The 19,116-nt window shown below is 57.9% G+C and carries 16 protein-coding genes; 12 read left to right on the top strand and 4 right to left on the bottom strand.

Annotated features, from left to right (window positions below):
* Nucleotides 1-266 precede the first annotated feature (266 nt).
* From OB87_RS19090 to OB87_RS19070, 5 genes are read left to right on the top strand one after another with little or no spacing between them, the layout of a single operon-like run.
* Nucleotides 267-1,184 (top strand): ABC transporter substrate-binding protein, encoded by a 918-nt coding sequence (locus tag OB87_RS19090; RefSeq protein WP_033570947.1) that lies wholly within the window; start codon nt 267-269, stop codon nt 1,182-1,184.
* Nucleotides 1,181-2,203: a FecCD family ABC transporter permease gene (locus OB87_RS19085; RefSeq protein ID WP_050515754.1), complete on the top strand. Its 1,023-nt coding sequence runs from the start codon at nt 1,181-1,183 to the stop codon at nt 2,201-2,203. Before OB87_RS19090 ends, OB87_RS19085 begins: the two co-directional genes overlap by 4 nt.
* On the top strand, nt 2,196-3,245 hold the full coding sequence (locus tag OB87_RS19080) for a FecCD family ABC transporter permease (protein WP_050515753.1): 1,050 nt from the start codon (nt 2,196-2,198) through the stop codon (nt 3,243-3,245). The genes OB87_RS19085 and OB87_RS19080 overlap by 8 nt, the downstream gene beginning before the upstream one ends.
* 11 nt (nt 3,246-3,256) lie before the next feature.
* A complete protein-coding gene (locus OB87_RS19075; RefSeq protein WP_050515752.1) occupies nt 3,257-4,096 on the top strand; it encodes an ABC transporter ATP-binding protein in 840 nt (279 codons plus the stop codon).
* 3 nt (nt 4,097-4,099) lie between these two features.
* On the top strand, nt 4,100-4,717 hold the full coding sequence (locus OB87_RS19070) for an RraA family protein (protein ID WP_033570946.1): 618 nt from the start codon (nt 4,100-4,102) through the stop codon (nt 4,715-4,717).
* A gap of 75 nt (nt 4,718-4,792) precedes the next feature.
* On the opposite strand, the gene OB87_RS19065 is transcribed toward OB87_RS19070, so the two are convergent.
* Both OB87_RS19065 and OB87_RS20155 read right to left on the bottom strand, forming a co-directional pair.
* Nucleotides 4,793-5,203, bottom strand: coding sequence for a type II toxin-antitoxin system HicB family antitoxin (locus OB87_RS19065; protein ID WP_033570945.1), 411 nt, complete (start codon nt 5,201-5,203; stop codon nt 4,793-4,795).
* Nucleotides 5,204-5,206: 3 nt separating this feature from the next.
* Nucleotides 5,207-5,410, bottom strand: a complete 204-nt coding sequence (locus OB87_RS20155) for a type II toxin-antitoxin system HicA family toxin (protein ID WP_071842437.1) — start codon at nt 5,408-5,410, stop codon at nt 5,207-5,209.
* Between the two features lie 320 nt (nt 5,411-5,730).
* Here OB87_RS20155 and OB87_RS20150 point away from each other — a divergent pair, with 320 nt between their 5' ends.
* Nucleotides 5,731-6,090 (top strand): hypothetical protein, encoded by a 360-nt coding sequence (locus OB87_RS20150; protein ID WP_072025509.1) that lies wholly within the window; start codon nt 5,731-5,733, stop codon nt 6,088-6,090.
* 308 nt (nt 6,091-6,398) lie between these two features.
* Here OB87_RS20150 and OB87_RS19060 read toward each other — a convergent pair whose 3' ends face one another.
* Nucleotides 6,399-7,454, bottom strand: coding sequence for an MBL fold metallo-hydrolase (locus tag OB87_RS19060; protein WP_033570944.1), 1,056 nt, complete (start codon nt 7,452-7,454; stop codon nt 6,399-6,401).
* A gap of 532 nt (nt 7,455-7,986) precedes the next feature.
* Between OB87_RS19060 and fdnG the strand changes: the two genes are divergently transcribed.
* The 6 genes from fdnG (at nt 7,987) to OB87_RS19025 (ending at nt 17,744) form a co-directional block, all read left to right on the top strand.
* Nucleotides 7,987-11,034: a formate dehydrogenase-N subunit alpha gene (gene fdnG, locus OB87_RS19055; RefSeq protein WP_072025508.1), complete on the top strand. Its 3,048-nt coding sequence runs from the start codon at nt 7,987-7,989 to the stop codon at nt 11,032-11,034.
* A gap of 12 nt (nt 11,035-11,046) precedes the next feature.
* On the top strand, nt 11,047-11,955 hold the full coding sequence (gene fdxH, locus OB87_RS19050; RefSeq protein ID WP_033570943.1) for a formate dehydrogenase subunit beta: 909 nt from the start codon (nt 11,047-11,049) through the stop codon (nt 11,953-11,955).
* Nucleotides 11,948-12,589 (top strand): formate dehydrogenase-N subunit gamma, encoded by a 642-nt coding sequence (gene fdnI / locus OB87_RS19045; protein WP_033570942.1) that lies wholly within the window; start codon nt 11,948-11,950, stop codon nt 12,587-12,589. The genes fdxH and fdnI overlap by 8 nt, the downstream gene beginning before the upstream one ends.
* Before the next feature lie 535 nt (nt 12,590-13,124).
* Complete coding sequence (locus tag OB87_RS19035) at nt 13,125-14,150, top strand: LacI family DNA-binding transcriptional regulator (protein ID WP_033570940.1); 1,026 nt, start codon at nt 13,125-13,127, stop codon at nt 14,148-14,150.
* A 136-nt stretch (nt 14,151-14,286) separates the two neighbouring features.
* Nucleotides 14,287-16,416: an alpha-galactosidase gene (locus tag OB87_RS19030; RefSeq protein ID WP_033570939.1), complete on the top strand. Its 2,130-nt coding sequence runs from the start codon at nt 14,287-14,289 to the stop codon at nt 16,414-16,416.
* A 53-nt stretch (nt 16,417-16,469) separates the two neighbouring features.
* Nucleotides 16,470-17,744: an MFS transporter gene (locus tag OB87_RS19025; RefSeq protein ID WP_033570938.1), complete on the top strand. Its 1,275-nt coding sequence runs from the start codon at nt 16,470-16,472 to the stop codon at nt 17,742-17,744.
* A gap of 117 nt (nt 17,745-17,861) precedes the next feature.
* Here the strand turns inward: OB87_RS19025 and OB87_RS19020 are convergent, their stop codons facing one another.
* Entirely contained in the window at nt 17,862-18,668 is an 807-nt protein-coding gene (locus OB87_RS19020; protein WP_033570937.1) for a C1 family peptidase, read from the bottom strand.
* Nucleotides 18,669-19,116: the final 448 nt, after the last annotated feature.

Raw genomic sequence — 19,116 nt, 5'->3', positions numbered from 1 at the left:
GGCGGCCCGAACAGCGAAGGCGACCGCCGAAGGCACCGCGTGAGCGGCACAGTTTAGCCCTTAGCCAGTGGTCAAGGAGAGGCGGCGTTTGAGCCTCTCCTTGTCGTGCGTGCGATGAGGTTGCAAAGAATTCACTCAGTTTAGCAAGCACGAAATGTCGCACGGTCCCGGCACAGTTCACCGGCAACACAAATAACACGGCTGTTTATCAACAGCCTCTAACTGTCCGCCAACAGTTCAACCTGTAAGGTAGGTCACACAGAATCGTGAATGAGTATTTGCTTTCGCGCCGCAGGTTGCTGCGGTGGTCGTTAAGCCTGTTGCCACTGGGACTGGGTCGGCCTGCGCTGGCCCAGTCTTTGTTGATGCCGCAACGGGTGATCACGCTGTTTCAGGGGGCTACGGATACCGCCGTGGCGCTGGGTGTCACGCCCGCCGGGGTGGTGGATTCATGGAGTGAGAAGCCCATGTATCGCTACCTGCGCCAGGCGCTGGCCGGGGTGCCGCATGTGGGGCTGGAAACCCAGCCCAGTCTGGAAGATATCGTGTTGCTGAAGCCCGATACCATTGTCGCGTCGCGCTTTCGCCATCAGCGGCTGGAGCCGCTGTTGTCACAGATTGCGCCGGTAGTGATGCTGGATGAAATTTACCAGTTCAAAAAAACGGTGCAGGTGATGGGGCAGGCGCTGGGACGTCAGGCGGTGGCTGAGCAGTTATTGCAACATTGGCAGCAGCGGGTGAGCGGGCTGCGCGAGCAGTTGCAGCACAAGTTCGGCGGCGACTGGCCGCCGACCGTATCGATACTGGATATCCGCGAAGACCATATCCGCAGCTATTTACCCGGCAGTTTTCCCGGCTCGGTGCTGAGCGAACTGGGGTTTGGCTGGAGCGACGCCAGCCGCGCCCAGCCGGGCGTCTCGCTCAAACTGACCAGCAAAGAGAGTATCCCGGTGGTGGATGCCGACATCTTTTTCATTTTCCTGCGATCCGAGAGCCCATCTGTGCAACGCAACTATGAATCGCTGATTCGTCATCCGCTGTGGCAGCAGTTACGCGCCCCGCGTCGCAATCAGGTGTGGGTGGTAAACGGCGTCACCTGGAGCCTGTCCGGCGGCATTCTGGGTGCCAACATGATGCTGGACGACATCGCCCAGGTCACCGGTATCGCTGGAGGCGCGTCATGAGTCATGCCGTGATACCGGCCGGGAGGCGAGTGACACCCGGCCAGGTGCTGGCAGGCGGTGGTGTTTGCCTGCTGGTGCTGGCCGTCCTCAGTCTGATGGTCGGGCCAATCTGGATTTCACCGTCACAGGTGCTGGGTGCGCTGTGGCACCCGGACCCACTCAATGTCAGCCATATTCTGGTTACTTCTACTCGCCTGTCGCGCACGTTGATTGCCATCGTGGTGGGTGCCAGTCTGGCCGTCGCGGGCGCATTGATGCAGGTGCTGACCCGTAACCCGCTGGCGTCGCCGGGGCTGTTCGGCATCAACGCCGGGGCGATGTTTTTTCTGATTGTCTGTGTGTCGCTGTTTCCCAAAGTGGCGATGTCGGTGTGGCTGTGGTCGGCGTTTGCTGGCGCAGCGGTGGCCGGATGTTTGGTGTGGCTTATCGGCACCATGGGCAAAGGCAGCCTTAACCCGCTGCGCATGGTGCTGGCGGGGGCCGCCCTCACCGCCATGTTCGCTGCCTTCAGTCAGGCGATGCTGGTGGTGAATCAGGAAGGGCTGGATACGGTGCTGTTCTGGCTGGCGGGTTCGGTGGCCGATCGCGAACTGGCGACGGTGCTGCCACTGATGGGGTATTGCCTGGTTGCGCTGGTCGGCGCGCTGCTGCTGTCGGGGCAGGTCAACGTACTGAATGCCGGGGAAGCCATAGCTCGTGGGTTAGGGCAGCGCACCGGGCGTATTCGGTTGCTGATGAGCCTGTTGGTAGTGGCGCTGGCCGGTGGCGCGGTAGCCATGGCGGGCAGTATCGGCTTTATCGGTTTGATTGTGCCGCACATGGCGCGAAAGCTGTTGCCTGCTGACCATCGCTGGCTGCTGCCGGGCTGCGCGCTGCTGGGAGCGGCATTGCTATTGCTGGCGGATATTCTGGCGCGGGTGGTGATTGTGCCGCAGGAGGTGCCGGTTGGTGTGATGACAGCACTGTTCGGTGCGCCATTCTTTATTGTGCTGCTACGACGTGGAGGGCGTCATGGATAAACATGACGTGATGGATAACGTGCTGGTGTGGCGACAAGGGCGCTTTTCCCGCCAGATCAATCTAACCACCGTCGGCCGTGTGCTGTTGGCGTTGCTGTTGGTGCTGGCTGTGATGGTGGCATCGCTTGGTGTTGGCAAGCTGATGCTGTCGCCGTGGGAAGTGTTGCGGGCGCTGTGGTCATCGCAGTCAGAAGGCGCAACATTGATCGTCCAGCAGTTGCGGTTACCGCGCGTGGTGCTGGCGGCGCTGGTCGGCGGCGCGCTGGCGGTGTCCGGGTTGATTTTGCAGGCGATGATCCGCAATCCGCTGGCCTCGCCGGATATTCTGGGTATCACCAGTGGTGCCAGTGCGGCGGCGGTGTTCTACCTGTCGTTTCTCGCTACCACGCTGGGGGCGCACTACCTGCCGCTGGCAGCGATGATTGGCGCGGCGACGGCAGCGCTGGCGGTGTATTTATTGGCATGGCAATCCGGCGTGTCGCCGCAGCGGCTGGTGCTGACCGGCGTTGGCGTATCGGCGTTGCTGGTGGCTGCTACCACCTTCATGCTGGTGTTCAGCCCGCTGACCACCACGCTGTCGGCGTATGTCTGGCTGACCGGCAGTGTCTACGGTGCCAGTTGGCGGGAAACCCGTGAGCTGGGCGGCTGGCTGCTGCTGATCGCGCCGTGGCTAGTGTGGCTGGCGCGCCAGGTGCGGGTACAACAACTGGACGATGGGCTGGCGCAAGGTATTGGTGTGCGGGTGCAATGGCTGCGTCTGGCGCTGCTGTTGCTCAGCGTGGCGCTGGCAGGCGCGGCGATTGCCTGGGGCGGTGCAATGGCGTTCGTCGGGCTGATTGCGCCACATATTGCCAAGCGGCTGGTGGCACCGGGGTTTGCCGGGCAGGCGGCGATGGCCTGTCTTTGCGGTGCCGCGCTGGTGATGGTGGCGGATTTGTGCGGGCGAACGCTGTTCTTGCCGCTGGACCTGCCCGCCGGAATTTTCGTCTCGGCGCTGGGCGCGCCGTTCTTTCTGTATTTATTGATTAAACAACGGCATTAAGGAAACGGATGATGACCGCCATTACCAGCCGGGGGTTAACCCTCGGCTACGCCCACCAGACCATTATCGATAATCTGGATATCCAACTGCCGAAGGGCAAGGTATCGGTGCTGATTGGCAGCAACGGGTGTGGCAAAAGTACGCTGCTTAAGTCTTTCGCTCGTTTGCTTAAGCCACTGAAAGGCGCGGTTGTCCTTAATGGCGAGGATATCCACCGCAAATCTACCGCCGAGGTGGCGCGCGAACTGGCGATTTTGCCGCAGATGCCGGAGGCACCGGAAGGCATCACCGTGAAACAGTTGGTCAGCCTGGGGCGCTACCCGTATCAAAACTGGTTGCAGCAGTGGTCGGCGGAAGATGAACGGATGGTGAACCTGGCGCTGATGCAAACCGGCACCGATGGACTGGCGAACCGACCGGTGGATGCGTTGTCCGGCGGTCAGCGTCAGCGGGTATGGATAGCGATGACGCTGGCGCAGGACACCGAGGTGGTGTTGCTGGACGAGCCCACGACGTTCCTCGATCTGGCGCACCAGATCGAAGTGCTGGATTTGTTGCGAGAGTTAAATCGCCAGCACGGCAAAACCATCATTATGGTGCTGCACGACCTCAATCTGGCCTGTCGTTACGCCGACCACATGGTGGCGGTGCACGATCGCACCGCTTTCGCGCAGGGCGCACCGGCTGAAATCCTCGACGAAGCGCTGGTTAAAACGGTGTTCAACCTGGACTGTCGTATCATCCCCGACCCGTTTTTCCATACGCCGCTGTGTATTCCGTTCGGGCGCGAGAAACCACGGGAAGACGTGCCGGGTGGCGTGAAGCGCGAAGATCAACCTGTTGCAGGATAGACCATGAGTTATCACATTATTCCCCGCGTACCGCCGATCAGTGATGACCTGCTGGCAGGCTACCGCCACATCAGCACCTCGACCCTGGGGCATCTGACCGAAGAGGGGTATTTGTCCGGCATCCGGCCGCTGCTGCCGGACGTGCAGATGGTCGGCAACGTGGTAACGGTGAAGCTGTGCCCGCCGGACGGCGGCGTATTGCGTGAAGCATTGCTGCTGAGCCAGCCCGGCGACGTGCTGGTGATTGATGCCTCCGATGAGGAAGAGCGCGCCTGCTGGGGCGAACTGCGCGCATTAGCCGCGTGTGTGAAAGGGCTGGCGGGTGTGGTGGTGGCCGGTACGGTGACCGATTCGCGCGCGCTACGCCAACTGGGGCTACCGGTGTTCTGCAAAGGCGTCAGCGCCATCACCACCCGCACGCTGGGAACGGCAGGGGCGGTGAATGTACCGGTGACGGTGGCGGGCGTGACGGTGCAACCCGGCGATGTGGCCGTCGGCGACGACGATGGGGTGTTTATTCTCAGCCCGTCCGCTGCCCGTGACTGGCTTGAGACGGCGCAACACAAGGAACGTGCGGATGCAGAACGGCGGGAGGTGCTGCGGCGGAAATGGGGAAAATAGCATCCAAAACGTTATGCAAAATGGTATGTTTTTTTAGGCAAAAAAACCTGCCGAAGCAGGTTTCAGAATAAAAGGTTAGCGAATGGATGAAATCCGCTCTAACGCCGCCTGAGCAAGAAATCCTGAGCGGCTCTTAAATTCCGGGTTACTCGCTACACAGCGGTCTATACGGTCAATCAGCGACTTCGGCAGCGTGACGTTGATTTTTTCCGCCCCTCCCATCAGCCGAGTGACATCAATATCAACAACAGCCCAGGTGTAACCGGTGTACTCCGGTGTTTTCGCCAGCGCACCTACGGATGACACGGCGGGAATATCCTGGCCCATCTCTATCAGCAGCTCAATATGGCCGGTGATCGCTTCTTTAGCATTGGCGATAGCCTCATCAAGCGTATCACCTGCGGAGAAACAGCCCGGCAGATCGGGCACTGTCACGCCGTATGCATGAGTATCGTCGCCTGTTTCAATGGCAATTGGATAAAACATAATTCAGCCTCTTTGAGTCAGTGAGGATGATATCCCCGCTTGTTTTCTGATGCTTTTTACCGTGCCTATCGGTAAATCCTTCTTAGGGTGTGGGATGGTCACTAATCCTGGTTTGGTTGGGTGGGTAAAATGGTGATGACTGCCGTTAACCCTTACCAGCTCCCATCCATCGGCCTTGATTTCTGCTATCAACGTCCTGCTATCCATCCTTAAACCCTGTAGTCCTGCTATGAAGAAAGAATAACTCTGATAACCCCAAAAAACAACTTTATAGAGTCATTAGGGTTATATTTCTTATCAGCTCAGATGCGGCTTTATGACTTGTCGTTCAACACCCTGCGCGTGCAAGGCTCCCGCAATGCTGCACAGGCTAATTGCGTCTTTGTGTGCAGATTTTTTTGCACCTTATAACCATAAATAAATATTAATTTTTTTTAATTGTTTTTTTCGATATTTCTTGAAAATGCTCTCTGGGGAAACCATATGAAGTATGCGCAATTGGCGTGGTGTTTTGAGGAAAAAAGCAAATGGCTTCATTAAATATGGGAAGTGAGCGCTACAAGTTAACTTCTGAGGAAATTGATCGTGTTGTTCCAAAAACTGTCGGAAACTACGCCTTGGGGTATATCAGTAAAGATGAGTTTATAGTGCGGTATGTAGGTCGCTCTGATAGTGATGTAAATCAACGGCTAAAAAGCCATATTGGTAAGCACCCTTTATGTACACATTTCAAATTTTCGACAGCCTCGTCACCCAAAGCTGCATTCGAAAAGGAATGTCAGAACTGGCATGATTTTAATCCATCAGAAAATCAGATTCACCCGGATCGCCCAAGCAATAGTAAAAACTGGAAATGTCCCGTAGAAGACTGCGAAAAAAATCAGTAGCATCATGTAAGGGCCATCGAGTGGCCCTTCTTCCTTAACTGGCTATCCTAGCCATCTAGCATTCTTACCGGCTACTCACAACCCGCAATCTCCCTATCCAAGTTACTAACAGTAACGGCAACCTATTCCTGTTGCCGTTCCGGTTGAGCGCGTTAGGCATCCGTTAGGTCGTGAAACGTATGATTGATTCGCAAAGGGTAGTGTATGCCCCAACGCCAGCCGCTGGATCTCGATGTGCTGAGATCTCAGCCGGTTGCGTGGGCGATGGCGGTTCGCAATACTGGCGCGCTGTTCGTCCCCTATCTCCGCTATTCCACATCCTGCACGGCGGTATCGGTGATTAGTGATGCTTGCCGGGCGTTGGTGTATTGCTCCCACCACATCGGTGTCGCCGTCGGCGTCCCCAGCGTGACCACTTCCCCCAGCATCGGCATGATGATCGGTAACTGCTGCTCGCGTGCCAGTTGGCTGCTGCTGCGCACCGGGTCGGCCCAGTCGTGAAAAGCCAATGCGAACATGCCCCAGTGGATCGGCATGAACTGGCGGGCGCGCACGTCCTGCACCGCCTGAATGGTCTGTTGCGGGTGCATGTGTGAATCCGGCCAGCGGTGGTTGTACTGGCCGTTCTCCATAAACGCCAGATCAAACGGGCCGAAGCGTTCGCCGATATCGCGGAAGTGCTCGCCATAGCCGGAATCGCCGCTGAAAAAGAGTCGCTCCCGTTGCCCCTGAATCACCCAGGACGCCCACAGCGTGGTGTTGCGCCCGGACAAACTGCGGCCGGAAAAATGGTGCGATGGCGTGGCGGTAAAGGTGATGCCGTTGAGCGTATGAGACTGATACCAGTCCAGTTCCTCAATCCGCTGTGCCGCAATGCCCCATTTTTGCAGATGTTCGCCCACTTTCAGCGGGGCGATAAAGCGGGTTGTGGTATCGCGGAAGGCGCGAATGGTTTGCTCGTCAAGATGGTCGTAGTGGTCGTGCGACAACAGGATGATGTCAATATCCGGCAGTGCCTCGCGCGTTAGCACCGGCGGTTGAAAACGACGGAACATAAAGCTGAACGGCGAGACGCTGGCGGAGAACACCGGGTCAGTCAGAATTCGCACACCATCCAGATTGAGCAGCAGGGTCGAGTGCCCAAACCAGATAAATTTGAGGTGTTCGTCGGCGGCGAGGAACGCATTGAGATCGGGGGATAGCTCCGGCAGTCGTTTGTCCGGCACGCGACCCTGGCGCTGAAACCCGAGCCGCCACAGCAACGACAAACTTTGCCACAGACTCATCCGTGGTGCGTTTGACGGTCGCAGGTTAAAGAAACGCCCGGTTTCGGGGGAATAATGCTTCGCGTGCGGGTCCGCCATAAGGCCTCCAGATCAGTAGCACTGTTATATCAGCGTATGAGTATAGATGTGGTGTTAAAAGCGGCAGGATTCAAGGCGTATCCCCATTTTCATCACCGCCATGCGTTATGGCCTCTCGCCGACGGATAGCGCCGGAACCTCCGGTTCCAGTGGTTTATCAGCACAACCGCTGTTGACGGTATGTTGCAAAATCGCGTCAGGTGGGTTGCTTCATACTCTTGCCGAACGGCCCGGTTGTTACGCATTCGTAGCAATAGGGTAGTGGTATGGGTAAAAACGGCTGGCTAGAGACAGTGATATGGGGTGCTGATACCGGAAAGAGTGGGGGCTGGAATCGTGGCAGAAGGTCGATTAAATAAGCATTTAAATCGTTATTTATTTAATTGCATAACGAAAATCAACCAGCCAATACCCATAAAGGGGGTGAATGTACTATTAAAACCGTAATTTTTGATTTTGCTCAAAATCTCCTCGTGGCGTGTTGTTAGATTTCCCGCAACAAAAAAAATACATAAATTTTATAGGGAAGAACATGCAAGTTAATCGAAGGGGCTTTTTTAAAGTCTGTGCCGGGGGAATGGCTGGGACGACACTCGCTGTTTTAGGATTTACACCAACGGAAGCAATGGCATCGGTCCGTCAGTACAAGCTGCTGCGGGCGAAGGAAACGCGCAATAACTGCACTTACTGTTCCGTCGGTTGCGGGCTGCTGATGTACAGCCTGGGCGACGGGGCGAAAAACGCCAAACCCGCCATCTTTCACATCGAAGGGGACCCGGACCATCCGGTCAGCCGCGGTTCGTTATGCCCGAAAGGGGCCGGTCTGGTGGACTACATCCACAGTGAAGGCCGCCTGAAATACCCGGAATACCGTGCGCCCGGTTCGGACAAATGGCAACGCATCAGTTGGGATGACGCCATTGACCGTATCGCTCGTCTGATGAAAAAAGACCGTGACGCCAATTTCGAACGCGTCAACGCCAAAGGTACGGTGGTTAACCGTTGGCTGACCACCGGGATGCTGTGCTCTTCCGCTGCCAGCAATGAAACCGGCATTCTCGACCAGAAGTTTACTCGCTCGCTGGGGATGGTCGCCATCGATTGTCAGGCCCGCCTGTGCCACGGCCCGACCGTTGCCGCGCTGGCACCGACCTTCGGCCGCGGGGCGATGACCAACAACTGGGTGGATATCAAAAACGCCAACGTGATTATCGTGATGGGCGGCAACGCGGCGGAAGCGCACCCGGTCGGCTTCAAATGGGCGGTGGAAGCCAAAACCCACAATGACGCCAAACTGATTGTGGTCGACCCGCGTTTTAACCGTTCCGCCGCGGTTGCCGACCTGTATGCACCGATTCGCGCCGGTTCCGACGCCGCCTTCTTGCTGGGTATCGTCAACTACCTGATTACCCACGATAAGATTCACCACGAGTATGTGAAGTCTTACACCAGTGCCAGCCTGATCGTGCGTGAGGATTTCCGTTTCGACGACGGTCTGTTCAGCGGTTATAACCCGCAGACCCATCAGTATGACAAGAGCAGTTGGCAGTACGAGTTGGGGGCCGATGGTTTCGCCAAACGCGACCTGACCCTGACCCACCCGCGCTGCGTGTGGAACCTGCTGAAAAAACACGTTGCCCGCTACACGCCGGAGATGGTGACCTCGTTGTGCGGCACCCCGGCCAAAGCCTACGAAGAGATTTGTCAGTCGCTGGCGGACACCTGCGTATCCAATAAAACCGCTACCTTTATGTACGCGCTGGGCTGGACCCACCACACCAACGGCGCGCAGATTATTCGCACAGCGGCGATGATCCAGCTGTTGCTGGGTAATATCGGCATGGCCGGTGGTGGCATCAACGCCTTGCGCGGTCACTCCAACATCCAGGGTTACACCGATCTTGGCCTGCTTACCGTTAACCTGCCAGGTTATATGCCGTTGCCGTCCGAGAAGCAGGGTGACCTGAAAACCTACCTCAGCCAGATCACGCCGGATGCGCTGCTGCCGGAGCAGGTGAACTACTGGAAGAATACGCCGAAATTCTTCATCAGCATGATGAAGAGCTTCTGGGGCGACAACGCGCAGGCGTCCAACAACTGGGGCTATGACTGGCTGCCGAAGTGGGACCGCAGCTATGACGTGATGGTCCAGACGGAACTGATGCTGGACGGCAAAATGAACGGTTACATCGTTCAGGGCTTTAACCCGCTGGCGGCGTTCGCCAACAAAAACAAGGCTACCGCTGCGCTGTCGAAACTGAAATACATGGTGGTGATCGACCCGCTGGCGACCGAAACCTCCACCTTCTGGCAGAATCACGGCGAGTTTAACGACGTGAATTCGGCTGACATTCAGACCGAAGTGTTCCGTCTGCCGTCCAGCTGTTTTGCCGAAGAAAACGGCTCCATCGCCAACTCTGGCCGTTGGCTGCAATGGCACTGGGCCGCGGCCGAGCCACCAGGAGAGGCGCTGCACGACGGTAAAATCCTCGGTCGTTTGATGATGCGCCTGCGTGAGCTGTACCGCGAAGAGGGCGGTGTCTGCCCAGAACCGGTGATGAACATCAACTGGAACTATCAGGACCCGGAAGACCCGACGCCGGAAGAAATTGCCCGTGAATCTAACGGCATGGCACTGGCAGATATCTACGACGACAAAGGCAATCTGGTGCTGAAAAAAGGCCAGCAATTGGCGGATTTCTCGCAACTGCGCGACGACGGCACGACCGCCAGCTTCTGCTGGATTTATACCGGTAGCTGGACTGAGGCCGGTAACCAGATGGCCAAGCGTGACAACACCGATGTGGGCCTGGGCAGCACGCCGGGCTGGGCCTGGTGCTGGCCGCAGAACCGCCGCATTTTGTACAACCGCGCCTCGGCGGACTTGCAGGGTAAACCCTGGGACAGCAAGCGCAAGCTGATCGAGTGGAACGGCCAGAAGTGGAAGGGCATCGACGTGCCGGACTTCGCCGCCACCGTGCCACCGGGCAAAGACACCCTGCCGTTCATCATGCTGCCGGAAGGCGTGGCTCGCTTGTTCTCGCTAGACAAACTGGCGGACGGCCCGTTCCCGGAACATTACGAACCGATAGAAACCCCGATTGGCACCAACCCGTTGCACCCGGCGGTAGTGTCCAACCCGGCGGCACGCCTGTTTGCGCGCGATGCCAAAACCATGGGCAAGGCCAGCGATTTTCCGTATGTCGCCACCACCTATTCCATCACCGAACTGTTTCGCCACTGGACCAAACACGCACGGTTGAACGCCATCATTCAGCCGGAGCAGTTTGTTGAAATCGGCGAGAATCTGGCGAAAAGCAAAGGGATTCAGGCGGGTGACATGGTGAAAGTGTCCTGCCAGCGCGGTTACATCAAAGCGAAAGCGGTGGTGACCAAGCGCATCAAGACGCTGACTGTGGCCGGAAAAGCGATCGAAACCGTCGGCATTCCCTGCCACTGGGGATTTGAAGGCACGACGCGTAAGGGATTCCTGGCGAATACCCTGACGCCGAGCGTCGGCGACGCGAACTCGCAAACGCCGGAGTACAAGGCGTTCCTGGTCAATGTGGAAAAGGTGTAAGGGTAAAACGTTATGTCAATGCAATCTCAGGATATTATCCAGCGCTCGGCCACCAGCAGCCTGACGCCGCCGCCACAGGTTCGGGACGATAAAAGCGAAGTCGCCAAACTGATCGACGTCACCACCTGCATCGGCTGTAAAGCCTGTCAGGCGGCCTGTTCCGAATGGAACGACATCCGTGATGACGTCGGCCACAACGCCGGGGTGTACGACAATCCGGCCGATCTGAGCGCCAAATCCTGGACGGTGATGCGTTTTTCCGAAGTGGAAAGCGAAGACCGCCTGGAATGGCTGATCCGCAAGGACGGCTGTATGCACTGCGCTGAACCGGGCTGCCTGAAAGCGTGCCCGTCAGCGGGGGCCATCATTCAGTACGCTAACGGCATCGTCGATTTTCAGTCCGAACATTGTATCGGTTGTGGTTATTGCATCGCGGGTTGTCCGTTCAACATTCCGCGCTTAAACAAGCAGGATAACCGCGTCTACAAATGCACACTGTGTGTGGATCGCGTCAGCACCGGCCAGGAACCGGCCTGCGTGAAGACTTGCCCGACCGGTGCCATTCATTTCGGCACCAAGGAAGAGATGAAGCAGCTCGCTGCCGAGCGTATCGCGCATCTGCAAAAACGTGGCTACGACCAGGCCGGTCTGTACGACCCGCAGGGCGTCGGCGGCACCCATGTGATGTACGTGCTGCATCATGCCGATAAACCGTCGCTGTACCACAACCTGCCGGACAACCCGAAGATTTCGACGCCAGTCAACCTGTGGAAAGGCATTCTCAAGCCACTCTCCACGCTGGGCTTTGTCGCTACCTTCGCCGGGTTGATGTTCCACTACATTGGTATCGGGCCGAATACGGAAGAGATAGTGCACCCGCATGAAGGGCAGGAGCACGAAGGAGAAGACAAGCATGAGTAACCCGAAAATGATTGTGCGCACCAAATTTATTGACCGCGTTTGCCACTGGATTGTGGTGATCAGCTTTTTTATGGTGGCGCTGTCCGGTATCGCGCTGTTTTTCCCGACGTTGCAGTGGCTGACGCAAACCTTCGGTACGCCGCAGATGGGGCGCATCATGCACCCGTTCTTCGGTATTCTGATCGTGGTGTGTCTGGTGCCGATGTTTTTCCGTTTTGTCGGGCACAACATCCCGAAGCTGCGTGATCTACCGTGGTTCCTCAACATCATCGAAGTGCTGAAGGGCAATGAGCATGAAGTGGCCGACGTGGGTAAATACAACCCCGGTCAGAAGCTGATGTTCTGGAGCATCATGGGGCTGACGCTGGTGTTGCTGATCACCGGCGTTATCATGTGGCGGCCGTACTTTGCGCACCTGTTCCCGATTGATGTGGTGCGTTACGCCATTTTGCTGCACGCCACGGCGGCCATCGTGCTGATCCACGCCATCCTGATCCATATGTACATGGCGTTTTGGGTGCGCGGCTCCATCAAAGGGATGATCGAAGGCAAGGTGTCCGAGAAATGGGCGTTGAAACACCACCCGCGCTGGGCGCGTGATGTGATCAGCAAGGCCAATAAAGATAAGAAATAACCTTTCCCTGCTGACGATTCTCTTTAATTACAGGATAAAGGTTTTTCCGGCGTTAAAAACTGTGCTGAGGCGGGTGACTTCGCCGGGTGAGCCGCATGGACGCGGCGAAAGCCCATGCCGCGCCGGACAAAAACGTCGGGAACGTTTTTGAACAGCGTTTACGCTGGCCCGAAGGGCGAGCCCCAGGGATGGGGCGAGTAATCGCGTCATGGGCGGCCCGAACAGCGAAGGCGAATGCCGAAGGGACCGCGCAGCGGTACAGTTTAGCCACCAGCCAGTGGTCAAGGAGAGGCGGCGTTTGAGCCTATCTTTGTCGTGCGTGCGATGACATAGCAAAGAAACTACACCGTTCATCCCGCACGAAATCATTCACTGCTCAGACAGACATCACCGTTCACAAAACAACTCGGCTGTTTGTCAACAGTCCCTCGACCCCTCGCACCGGCGAGGTGCGTTGATCCCTCGCTGTCATCCCCCCCTTGCCGCGATTTGTGATAGTCTGGCGCGTAACGGAATCCAGGGTGGGTGATGCGCCATGTCACTGAAACAGATTGCAAAAACGCTGGGGCTGTCGGTCACTACCGTCAGCCGGGCGCTGAACGGTTACGATGACGTGGCCGCCGAGACGCGTCTGCGGGTGGAAGAGGAGGCGCGACGTCTCGGCTATCGCCCGAATACCTTTGCCCGCCGCCTGAAAATGGGCCGCATTGATGCGGTGGGGCTGGTGTTCCCGTTGCAACCTGCGCCGCTCAGCAATACGACCTTCATGGAGATGGTGGCGGAGATCAGCCATGAAGTGTCGAAGCAGGAGATTGACCTGCTGCTGATCGCCGACGAAGAGCAAGCCGATCACCACGCATTCTTGCGCATGATTGAAAGCCGCCGGGTGGATGCGCTGATTGTCGCCCACACCCTGCAACAAGACCCTCGCCTACAGTATCTGCAATCGATCCGCTTTCCGTTTCTGGCGCTTGGGCGCAGCGACCTGCCGTCGCCCTATGCCTGGTTTGATTTCGACAATCAGGCAGGTGCCGCGCTTGCCACTCGTCACCTGGTTGCGCTCGGCCATCGCCATATCGCCTTTCTTGGCGAACACCACCCGCAGTCGTTCATTGTCCAGCGGCGCGCTGGTTATCTGGACGCGCTGGCTGCTGCCGGTATCGAGCGGCGTGACGAGCTGCTGCAACAGATTGCGCCATCACGCCGGGAAGGCTATCAGACCACCTTGCAATGGCTGGCGCTGCCGCAGCCGCCCACCGCCATCGTGGTCGACGGCAGTACGCAGGGGGAGGGGGCCGCGCTGGCGTTGCGCGACAGCGGACGCCTACAGGGCGAGCAGGCGGTATCGCTGATCGTTTACGACGGCTTGCCGACTGACTCACTGGTGGATCTACCCGTCACTGCCATTACGCAGGCCACCCGCGCGCAGGTTGGGCAACAAATCGCCGACATGGTGTTTCGCCTGCTGGCGGGAGACGAACCGGCGTCGTTGCAGGTATTGTGGCAACCGCAATTGCGCGCCGGGCAGACTGATAACCCGCCGCCGACCTCAACCGGATAGCCGTTCTTACCGACGTGTTCATGTGATTATTTTCATCGCTCGCTTTTTAACCTGATCACAAAACCAAAACGTTTCGGTTCCTATCCGAAACGTTTCGGAATACAACTAGCCTCATCAACGGTTCAGGAGGATGAGGATGGAAACGACGCTGATTCGTCTCGCCAGCCCGGCGACGGATGTGATTGTCCGCTGCCGACCGGCGGCAGAAATACTTTACTGGGGGCCGCATCTGGCGACGTTTTCGCCGCAGGATGTGGGCAGCCTGTCGCGGCCGGTGGCGAACGGACGGCTGGACGTGGATGTGCCGGTGACGCTGGCGGCGGAAACCGGACGCGGGCTGTTCGGCTCGCCGGGGATCGAAGGCCACCGTAACGGCCTTGATGCCTTTGCGGTGCTGACCACCGTTGAGGTCCGGCAGCCTGACCCGCAGCAACTGGTTATCGTGGCGGAAGACCCGCAGGCTGGCCTGCGCCTGACCACCGAGTTACGGCTGCACGCCGACAGCGGGGTGCTGCAATTGCGTCACCGCCTGACCAACCTGCATCCGGGCGACTGGCAGGTACAGCGTCTGGCGGTGACGCTGCCACTGCCGGAGTCGGCGGCGGAGGTGATGGCGTTTCACGGCCGTTGGGTGCGGGAATTTCAGCCGCATCGCACCTTGTTGTCGCACGGCAGTCTGGTGCAGGAAAACCGCCGTGGGCGCACGTCACACGAATATTTTCCGGCGATGATCGGCGGCGAGCCGGGGTTTGCCGAGCAGCATGGCCGGGTGTGGGGCGTACACCTTGGCTGGAGCGGTAACCACCGGCTGCGTGCGGAGGTGAAAACTGACGGCCGACGGCTGTTACAGGCGGAAGCGCTCTATCTGCCCGGCGAAATCGCGCTGGCGCAGGGGGAGTCTCTGACCACGCCGTGGCTGTACGCCGCCTATTCCGGGCAGGGGCTGAACGGCATGAGCCAGCAGTTTCACCGGTTTTTGCGTCAGGAGATTATCCGTTTTCCGCAGGGTAAGCCGCGCCCGGTGCACCTCAACACCTGGGAAGGGATCTACTTCGAGCATGACCCGGCCTACATCATGCAGATGGCGAGTCAGGCGGCGGCGCTGGGCGTTGAGCGCTTCATTATCGACGATGGCTGGTTTCGCGGCCGCGACCATGACCGCGCCGCGCTCGGCGACTGGTACGTGGACCAACGCAAGTACCCGCAGGGGTTGATGCCGGTGATAAACCATGTGCGGGAACTGGGCATGGAGTTTGGTATCTGGGTGGAGCCGGAGATGGTCAACCCGGATTCCTGCCTCTACCGCGCCCACCCGGACTGGCTGTTGGCGCTGCCCGGCTACGCTCAGCCGAGCGGTCGTTACCAGTACGTGCTCGACCTGTCTAACCCCGAGGTCTTCGATTACCTGCTGGCGCGCCTGAATTGGCTGTTGGGCGAGCACCCTATCGATTACGTGAAATGGGATATGAACCGCGAGCTGGTGCAACCGGCGCATCAGGGACGGGCGGCGGCCGACCGTCAGACGCAGGCGTTTTACCGTCTGCTCGATGTGCTGGGCGAGCGCTTCCCGCAGGTGGAGTTTGAGTCCTGCGCGTCCGGCGGCGGGCGTATCGATTATGAGGTGCTGCGGCGTTGCCACCGCTTTTGGGCGTCTGACAATAACGATGCGCTGGAGCGGCAGACGATTCAGCGCTGCATGAGTTACTTCTTTCCGCCCGAGGTTATGGGGGCGCACATCGGTCATCATCGCTGTCACGCCACCGGGCGTCAGCACAGTATTGCCTTTCGCGGCTTGACGGCGTTGTTCGGCCATATGGGCATCGAGCTGGATCCGGTGCGTGCCGACGCGCAAGAGCAAGCCGGTTTTCGCCATTACGTGGCGTTGCACCGGCGTTACCGCGCGTTGCTGCACACCGGCTGCCTGTGGCGGGTTGACATGCCGGATGCGACGACTCAGGTGCAAGGGGTGGTCAGCGGCGATCGGCGTCAGGCGTTGTTTTTGGTGGCGCAACTGGCGATGCCGGATTACGCGCTGGCCGGGGTGCTGCGCTTCCCTGGCCTGGACTCGCAGGCGCGTTACCGATTGACCGTGGTGGATCATCCTGACCTGAAACCGGTGATTGAAGGCGGTAGTACCATGCGCCAGTTGCCGACATGGATGGCGACGGCGACGGAATACAGCGGCGAATGGCTGATGCAAGCCGGGCTGCGCCTGCCGATCCTCAACCCGGAAACGGCGCTGTTACTGGAGTTAGAACGTCTGTAATACGGCGGGAGAGGGCGACCTCTCCCCAGTCTGGACCCTCTGAGGATAATAATATGGACATCAGCCAGCCGGCCCTACGTACCCACAAAAATAACCGCAATTTCTGGATTTTCGGCCTGTTCTTCTTTCTGTACTTCTTCATTATGGCGACCTGCTTTCCATTTCTGCCGGTCTGGCTGGCGGAGGTGATCGGCCTGAATAAAACCCAGACCGGGGTAGTGTTTTCCGCCATTTCGCTGTTCGCCATTCTGTTTCAGCCGCTGATGGGCGTATTGTCGGACCGGCTGGGGCTGAAAAAACACCTGCTGTGGGTGATCGCCATCTTGCTGTTTTTGTTCGCGCCGTTCTTTCTGTATGTGTTTGCGCCGCTGCTCAGGGTCAACAGCCTGCTGGGGGCGATGGCGGGCGGCGTTTATATCGGGCTGGTGTTTTCCGCCGGTTCCGGCGCGGTGGAAGCCTACATTGAGCGCGTCAGCCGCCAGAGTGGTTTCGAGTACGGCAAGGCACGCATGTTCGGCTGCCTGGGCTGGGGGTTGTGCGCCTCGACAGCAGGCATGTTGTTTAACGTCAACCCAGCGCTGGTGTTCTGGATGGGTTCCGGTGCGGCGGTGCTGCTGTTGGCGTTGCTGCTGATAGCCCGTCCCGAGCCGCATCCAACGGCGCAGGTGATGGATGCGCTGGGGGCTAATCAACCGCAAGTGACGTTGAAAATGGCGGCGGGGGTGTTTGGCGATCGCAAACTGTGGATGTTTGTGCTGTACGTGGTGGGGGTGGCCTGCGTGTATGACGTGTTCGACCAGCAGTTTGCCAACTTCTTCAAATCGTTCTTCGCCACGCCGCAGCAGGGCAATCAGGTCTTTGGCTTTGCCACCACGCTTGGCGAACTGGCTAATGCCGTCATCATGTTCTGTTCGCCGTGGGTAATCAATCGCATCGGTGCCAAGAACACGTTACTGGTAGCGGGGGCGATCATGACGGTGCGCATTGGCGGTTCGGCATTTGCCACCACCGCGCTGGAAGTCGTGGCGTTGAAAATGCTACATGCGCTGGAGGTGCCGTTCCTGTTGGTCGGCGCGTTCAAGTACATCACCACTATCTTCGATACCCGGCTGTCCGCCACTATCTATTTGATTGGCTTCCAGTTCGCCAAACAGTCGGCGGCGATTTTCCTGTCGGCGATGGCGGGGAATTTGTATGACCGCATCGGTTTTCAGCACACCTACCTGATTCTGGGTGCTATCGCCCTGACGGTGACGATTATCTCCGCGTTTACCTTGTCTGGTTCGCGCACCAATACCCAGCCCGCGTACCGCACAACGCTATCCTGATATCTGACAGGACAAGGTCTGCCGTTTGACGTCGTTTCGGTTGGCCTTGTCCATGCGTTTATCATGATATTTGGCAATGGCATGAAGGAATTGCCGGATACCGGCTCATCCAGAAACCTAATTCTTAACCGTATTAATTGCCCAGATATCTTGCGACAGTCGGCGGTCTAGCAGGTAGGCGTATGGCATATAGAAATAGCCATTCTCCCCGACATCTTTACCCCACGAATTACGGAATTTAAATAGCTGGGTGGTGTTGTCATACCCCACACATAGCACCGCATGGCCGCCTTCCGGTTTGTCCTTGCCAGAGGGCAGAGGCACCACCACCGGCAGATTTTTCAAATCAATCCAGCTGGAGTACACAGTAAAGCCAAACACGAAGGGGAAACCACAGGCCAGACAGTTTTGCAGGTGCGCCAGGTCCTGATGCAGCCGCTGATAGTTGGTGATGGTGTATTTCTGTGCGTCCTGATAGCAACGTGCCGGTGGTTTGGTGGCGGCTGGCGCACCGGGTGGGAACGCGCCGCCGTCTTCCTGCGGTGGCGTCGCGACGTAGGGCCACTCGTCTTCCGGGCAGACGCCGAGTTTGTGCAGGGTTTTGATGCCATCGCGCAGCATGGCACCGGTGTCGTGTTTCACGTCTCCGTCAATGATGCGCTCGTTGTAGTAGATAAATAGCCGGGAAGGGACAAAGTCTGGCCTTTCGCCGATTTTCAACCGGCTGAATTGTACCGCACCCGCCAGCGCATTAGCCGTGCAGGAGCCGATGGGGCCTTGATCGTACACCTCAAATGTCGGGGTCAGGTCCACTTTCGTCGGTAAGACTTTCAATACGCTCGGGTCCGGCGCATAAAAGTGGTCGCGGATATCCGGGATATCAGGAATGTAGCCCAGCAGGGATTTGCGTCTTTGGGTCAGCATGATAATCCACCTCATGATCGTAGGGTTCCCGCCCATTGTTGTCGATGTGGTTGATTCAGCCATCAGAATGGGTCGAGAGATGATGACTGGCTGATAACCATCTGTTGCAGGATATTTTCCCGAGAAATCCAACATCAGCAGCCAGCGCTGCTCGTCCAACGCTGACGGCACAAAATGCGGTTTACGCCGGTAACACCGTGGTTTGTTTCGTTACATCCGGCTGAATGCGCATCGGCTGTGTCGGCAGATGTGATTGACCTTGTTCGATACCGTCCCCAGTGAAGAGGAATAGGGAAACACGGTGCAATGAGATTGCCAGGATAAAATAGTTGTAATGAAAGGCAGACGGGAGGTGACGACGATGACCCGTGCCGATTACGATAAGCCATTGTCTGACGGGCAATAACGCCGTAAAGAAATTGGTTTGTTGGAGCGTAATACTGGCGTC

It is taken from the genome of Dickeya undicola (genome assembly GCF_000784735.1).
Lineage (GTDB): Bacteria > Pseudomonadota > Gammaproteobacteria > Enterobacterales > Enterobacteriaceae > Dickeya > Dickeya undicola.
This window is presented reverse-complemented; position numbering and strand designations above follow the sequence as displayed.

Excerpts from the sequence above, each read along its gene's own strand:
- OB87_RS19085 (WP_050515754.1), top strand. The coding sequence starts at position 1,181 with ATGAGTCATGCCGTGATACCGGCCGGGAGGCGAGTGACACCCGGCCAG.
- OB87_RS19080 (WP_050515753.1), top strand. The coding sequence starts at position 2,196 with ATGGATAAACATGACGTGATGGATAACGTGCTGGTGTGGCGACAAGGG.
- OB87_RS19075 (WP_050515752.1), top strand. The coding sequence starts at position 3,257 with ATGACCGCCATTACCAGCCGGGGGTTAACCCTCGGCTACGCCCACCAG.
- OB87_RS19070 (WP_033570946.1), top strand. The coding sequence starts at position 4,100 with ATGAGTTATCACATTATTCCCCGCGTACCGCCGATCAGTGATGACCTG.
- OB87_RS19065 (WP_033570945.1), bottom strand. The coding sequence starts at position 5,203 with ATGTTTTATCCAATTGCCATTGAAACAGGCGACGATACTCATGCATAC.
- OB87_RS20155 (WP_071842437.1), bottom strand. The coding sequence starts at position 5,410 with ATGGATAGCAGGACGTTGATAGCAGAAATCAAGGCCGATGGATGGGAG.
- OB87_RS20150 (WP_072025509.1), top strand. The coding sequence starts at position 5,731 with ATGGCTTCATTAAATATGGGAAGTGAGCGCTACAAGTTAACTTCTGAG.
- OB87_RS19060 (WP_033570944.1), bottom strand. The coding sequence starts at position 7,454 with ATGGCGGACCCGCACGCGAAGCATTATTCCCCCGAAACCGGGCGTTTC.
- fdnG (WP_072025508.1), top strand. The coding sequence starts at position 7,987 with ATGCAAGTTAATCGAAGGGGCTTTTTTAAAGTCTGTGCCGGGGGAATG.
- fdxH (WP_033570943.1), top strand. The coding sequence starts at position 11,047 with ATGTCAATGCAATCTCAGGATATTATCCAGCGCTCGGCCACCAGCAGC.
- fdnI (WP_033570942.1), top strand. The coding sequence starts at position 11,948 with ATGAGTAACCCGAAAATGATTGTGCGCACCAAATTTATTGACCGCGTT.
- OB87_RS19035 (WP_033570940.1), top strand. The coding sequence starts at position 13,125 with ATGTCACTGAAACAGATTGCAAAAACGCTGGGGCTGTCGGTCACTACC.
- OB87_RS19030 (WP_033570939.1), top strand. The coding sequence starts at position 14,287 with ATGGAAACGACGCTGATTCGTCTCGCCAGCCCGGCGACGGATGTGATT.
- OB87_RS19025 (WP_033570938.1), top strand. The coding sequence starts at position 16,470 with ATGGACATCAGCCAGCCGGCCCTACGTACCCACAAAAATAACCGCAAT.
- OB87_RS19020 (WP_033570937.1), bottom strand. The coding sequence starts at position 18,668 with ATGCTGACCCAAAGACGCAAATCCCTGCTGGGCTACATTCCTGATATC.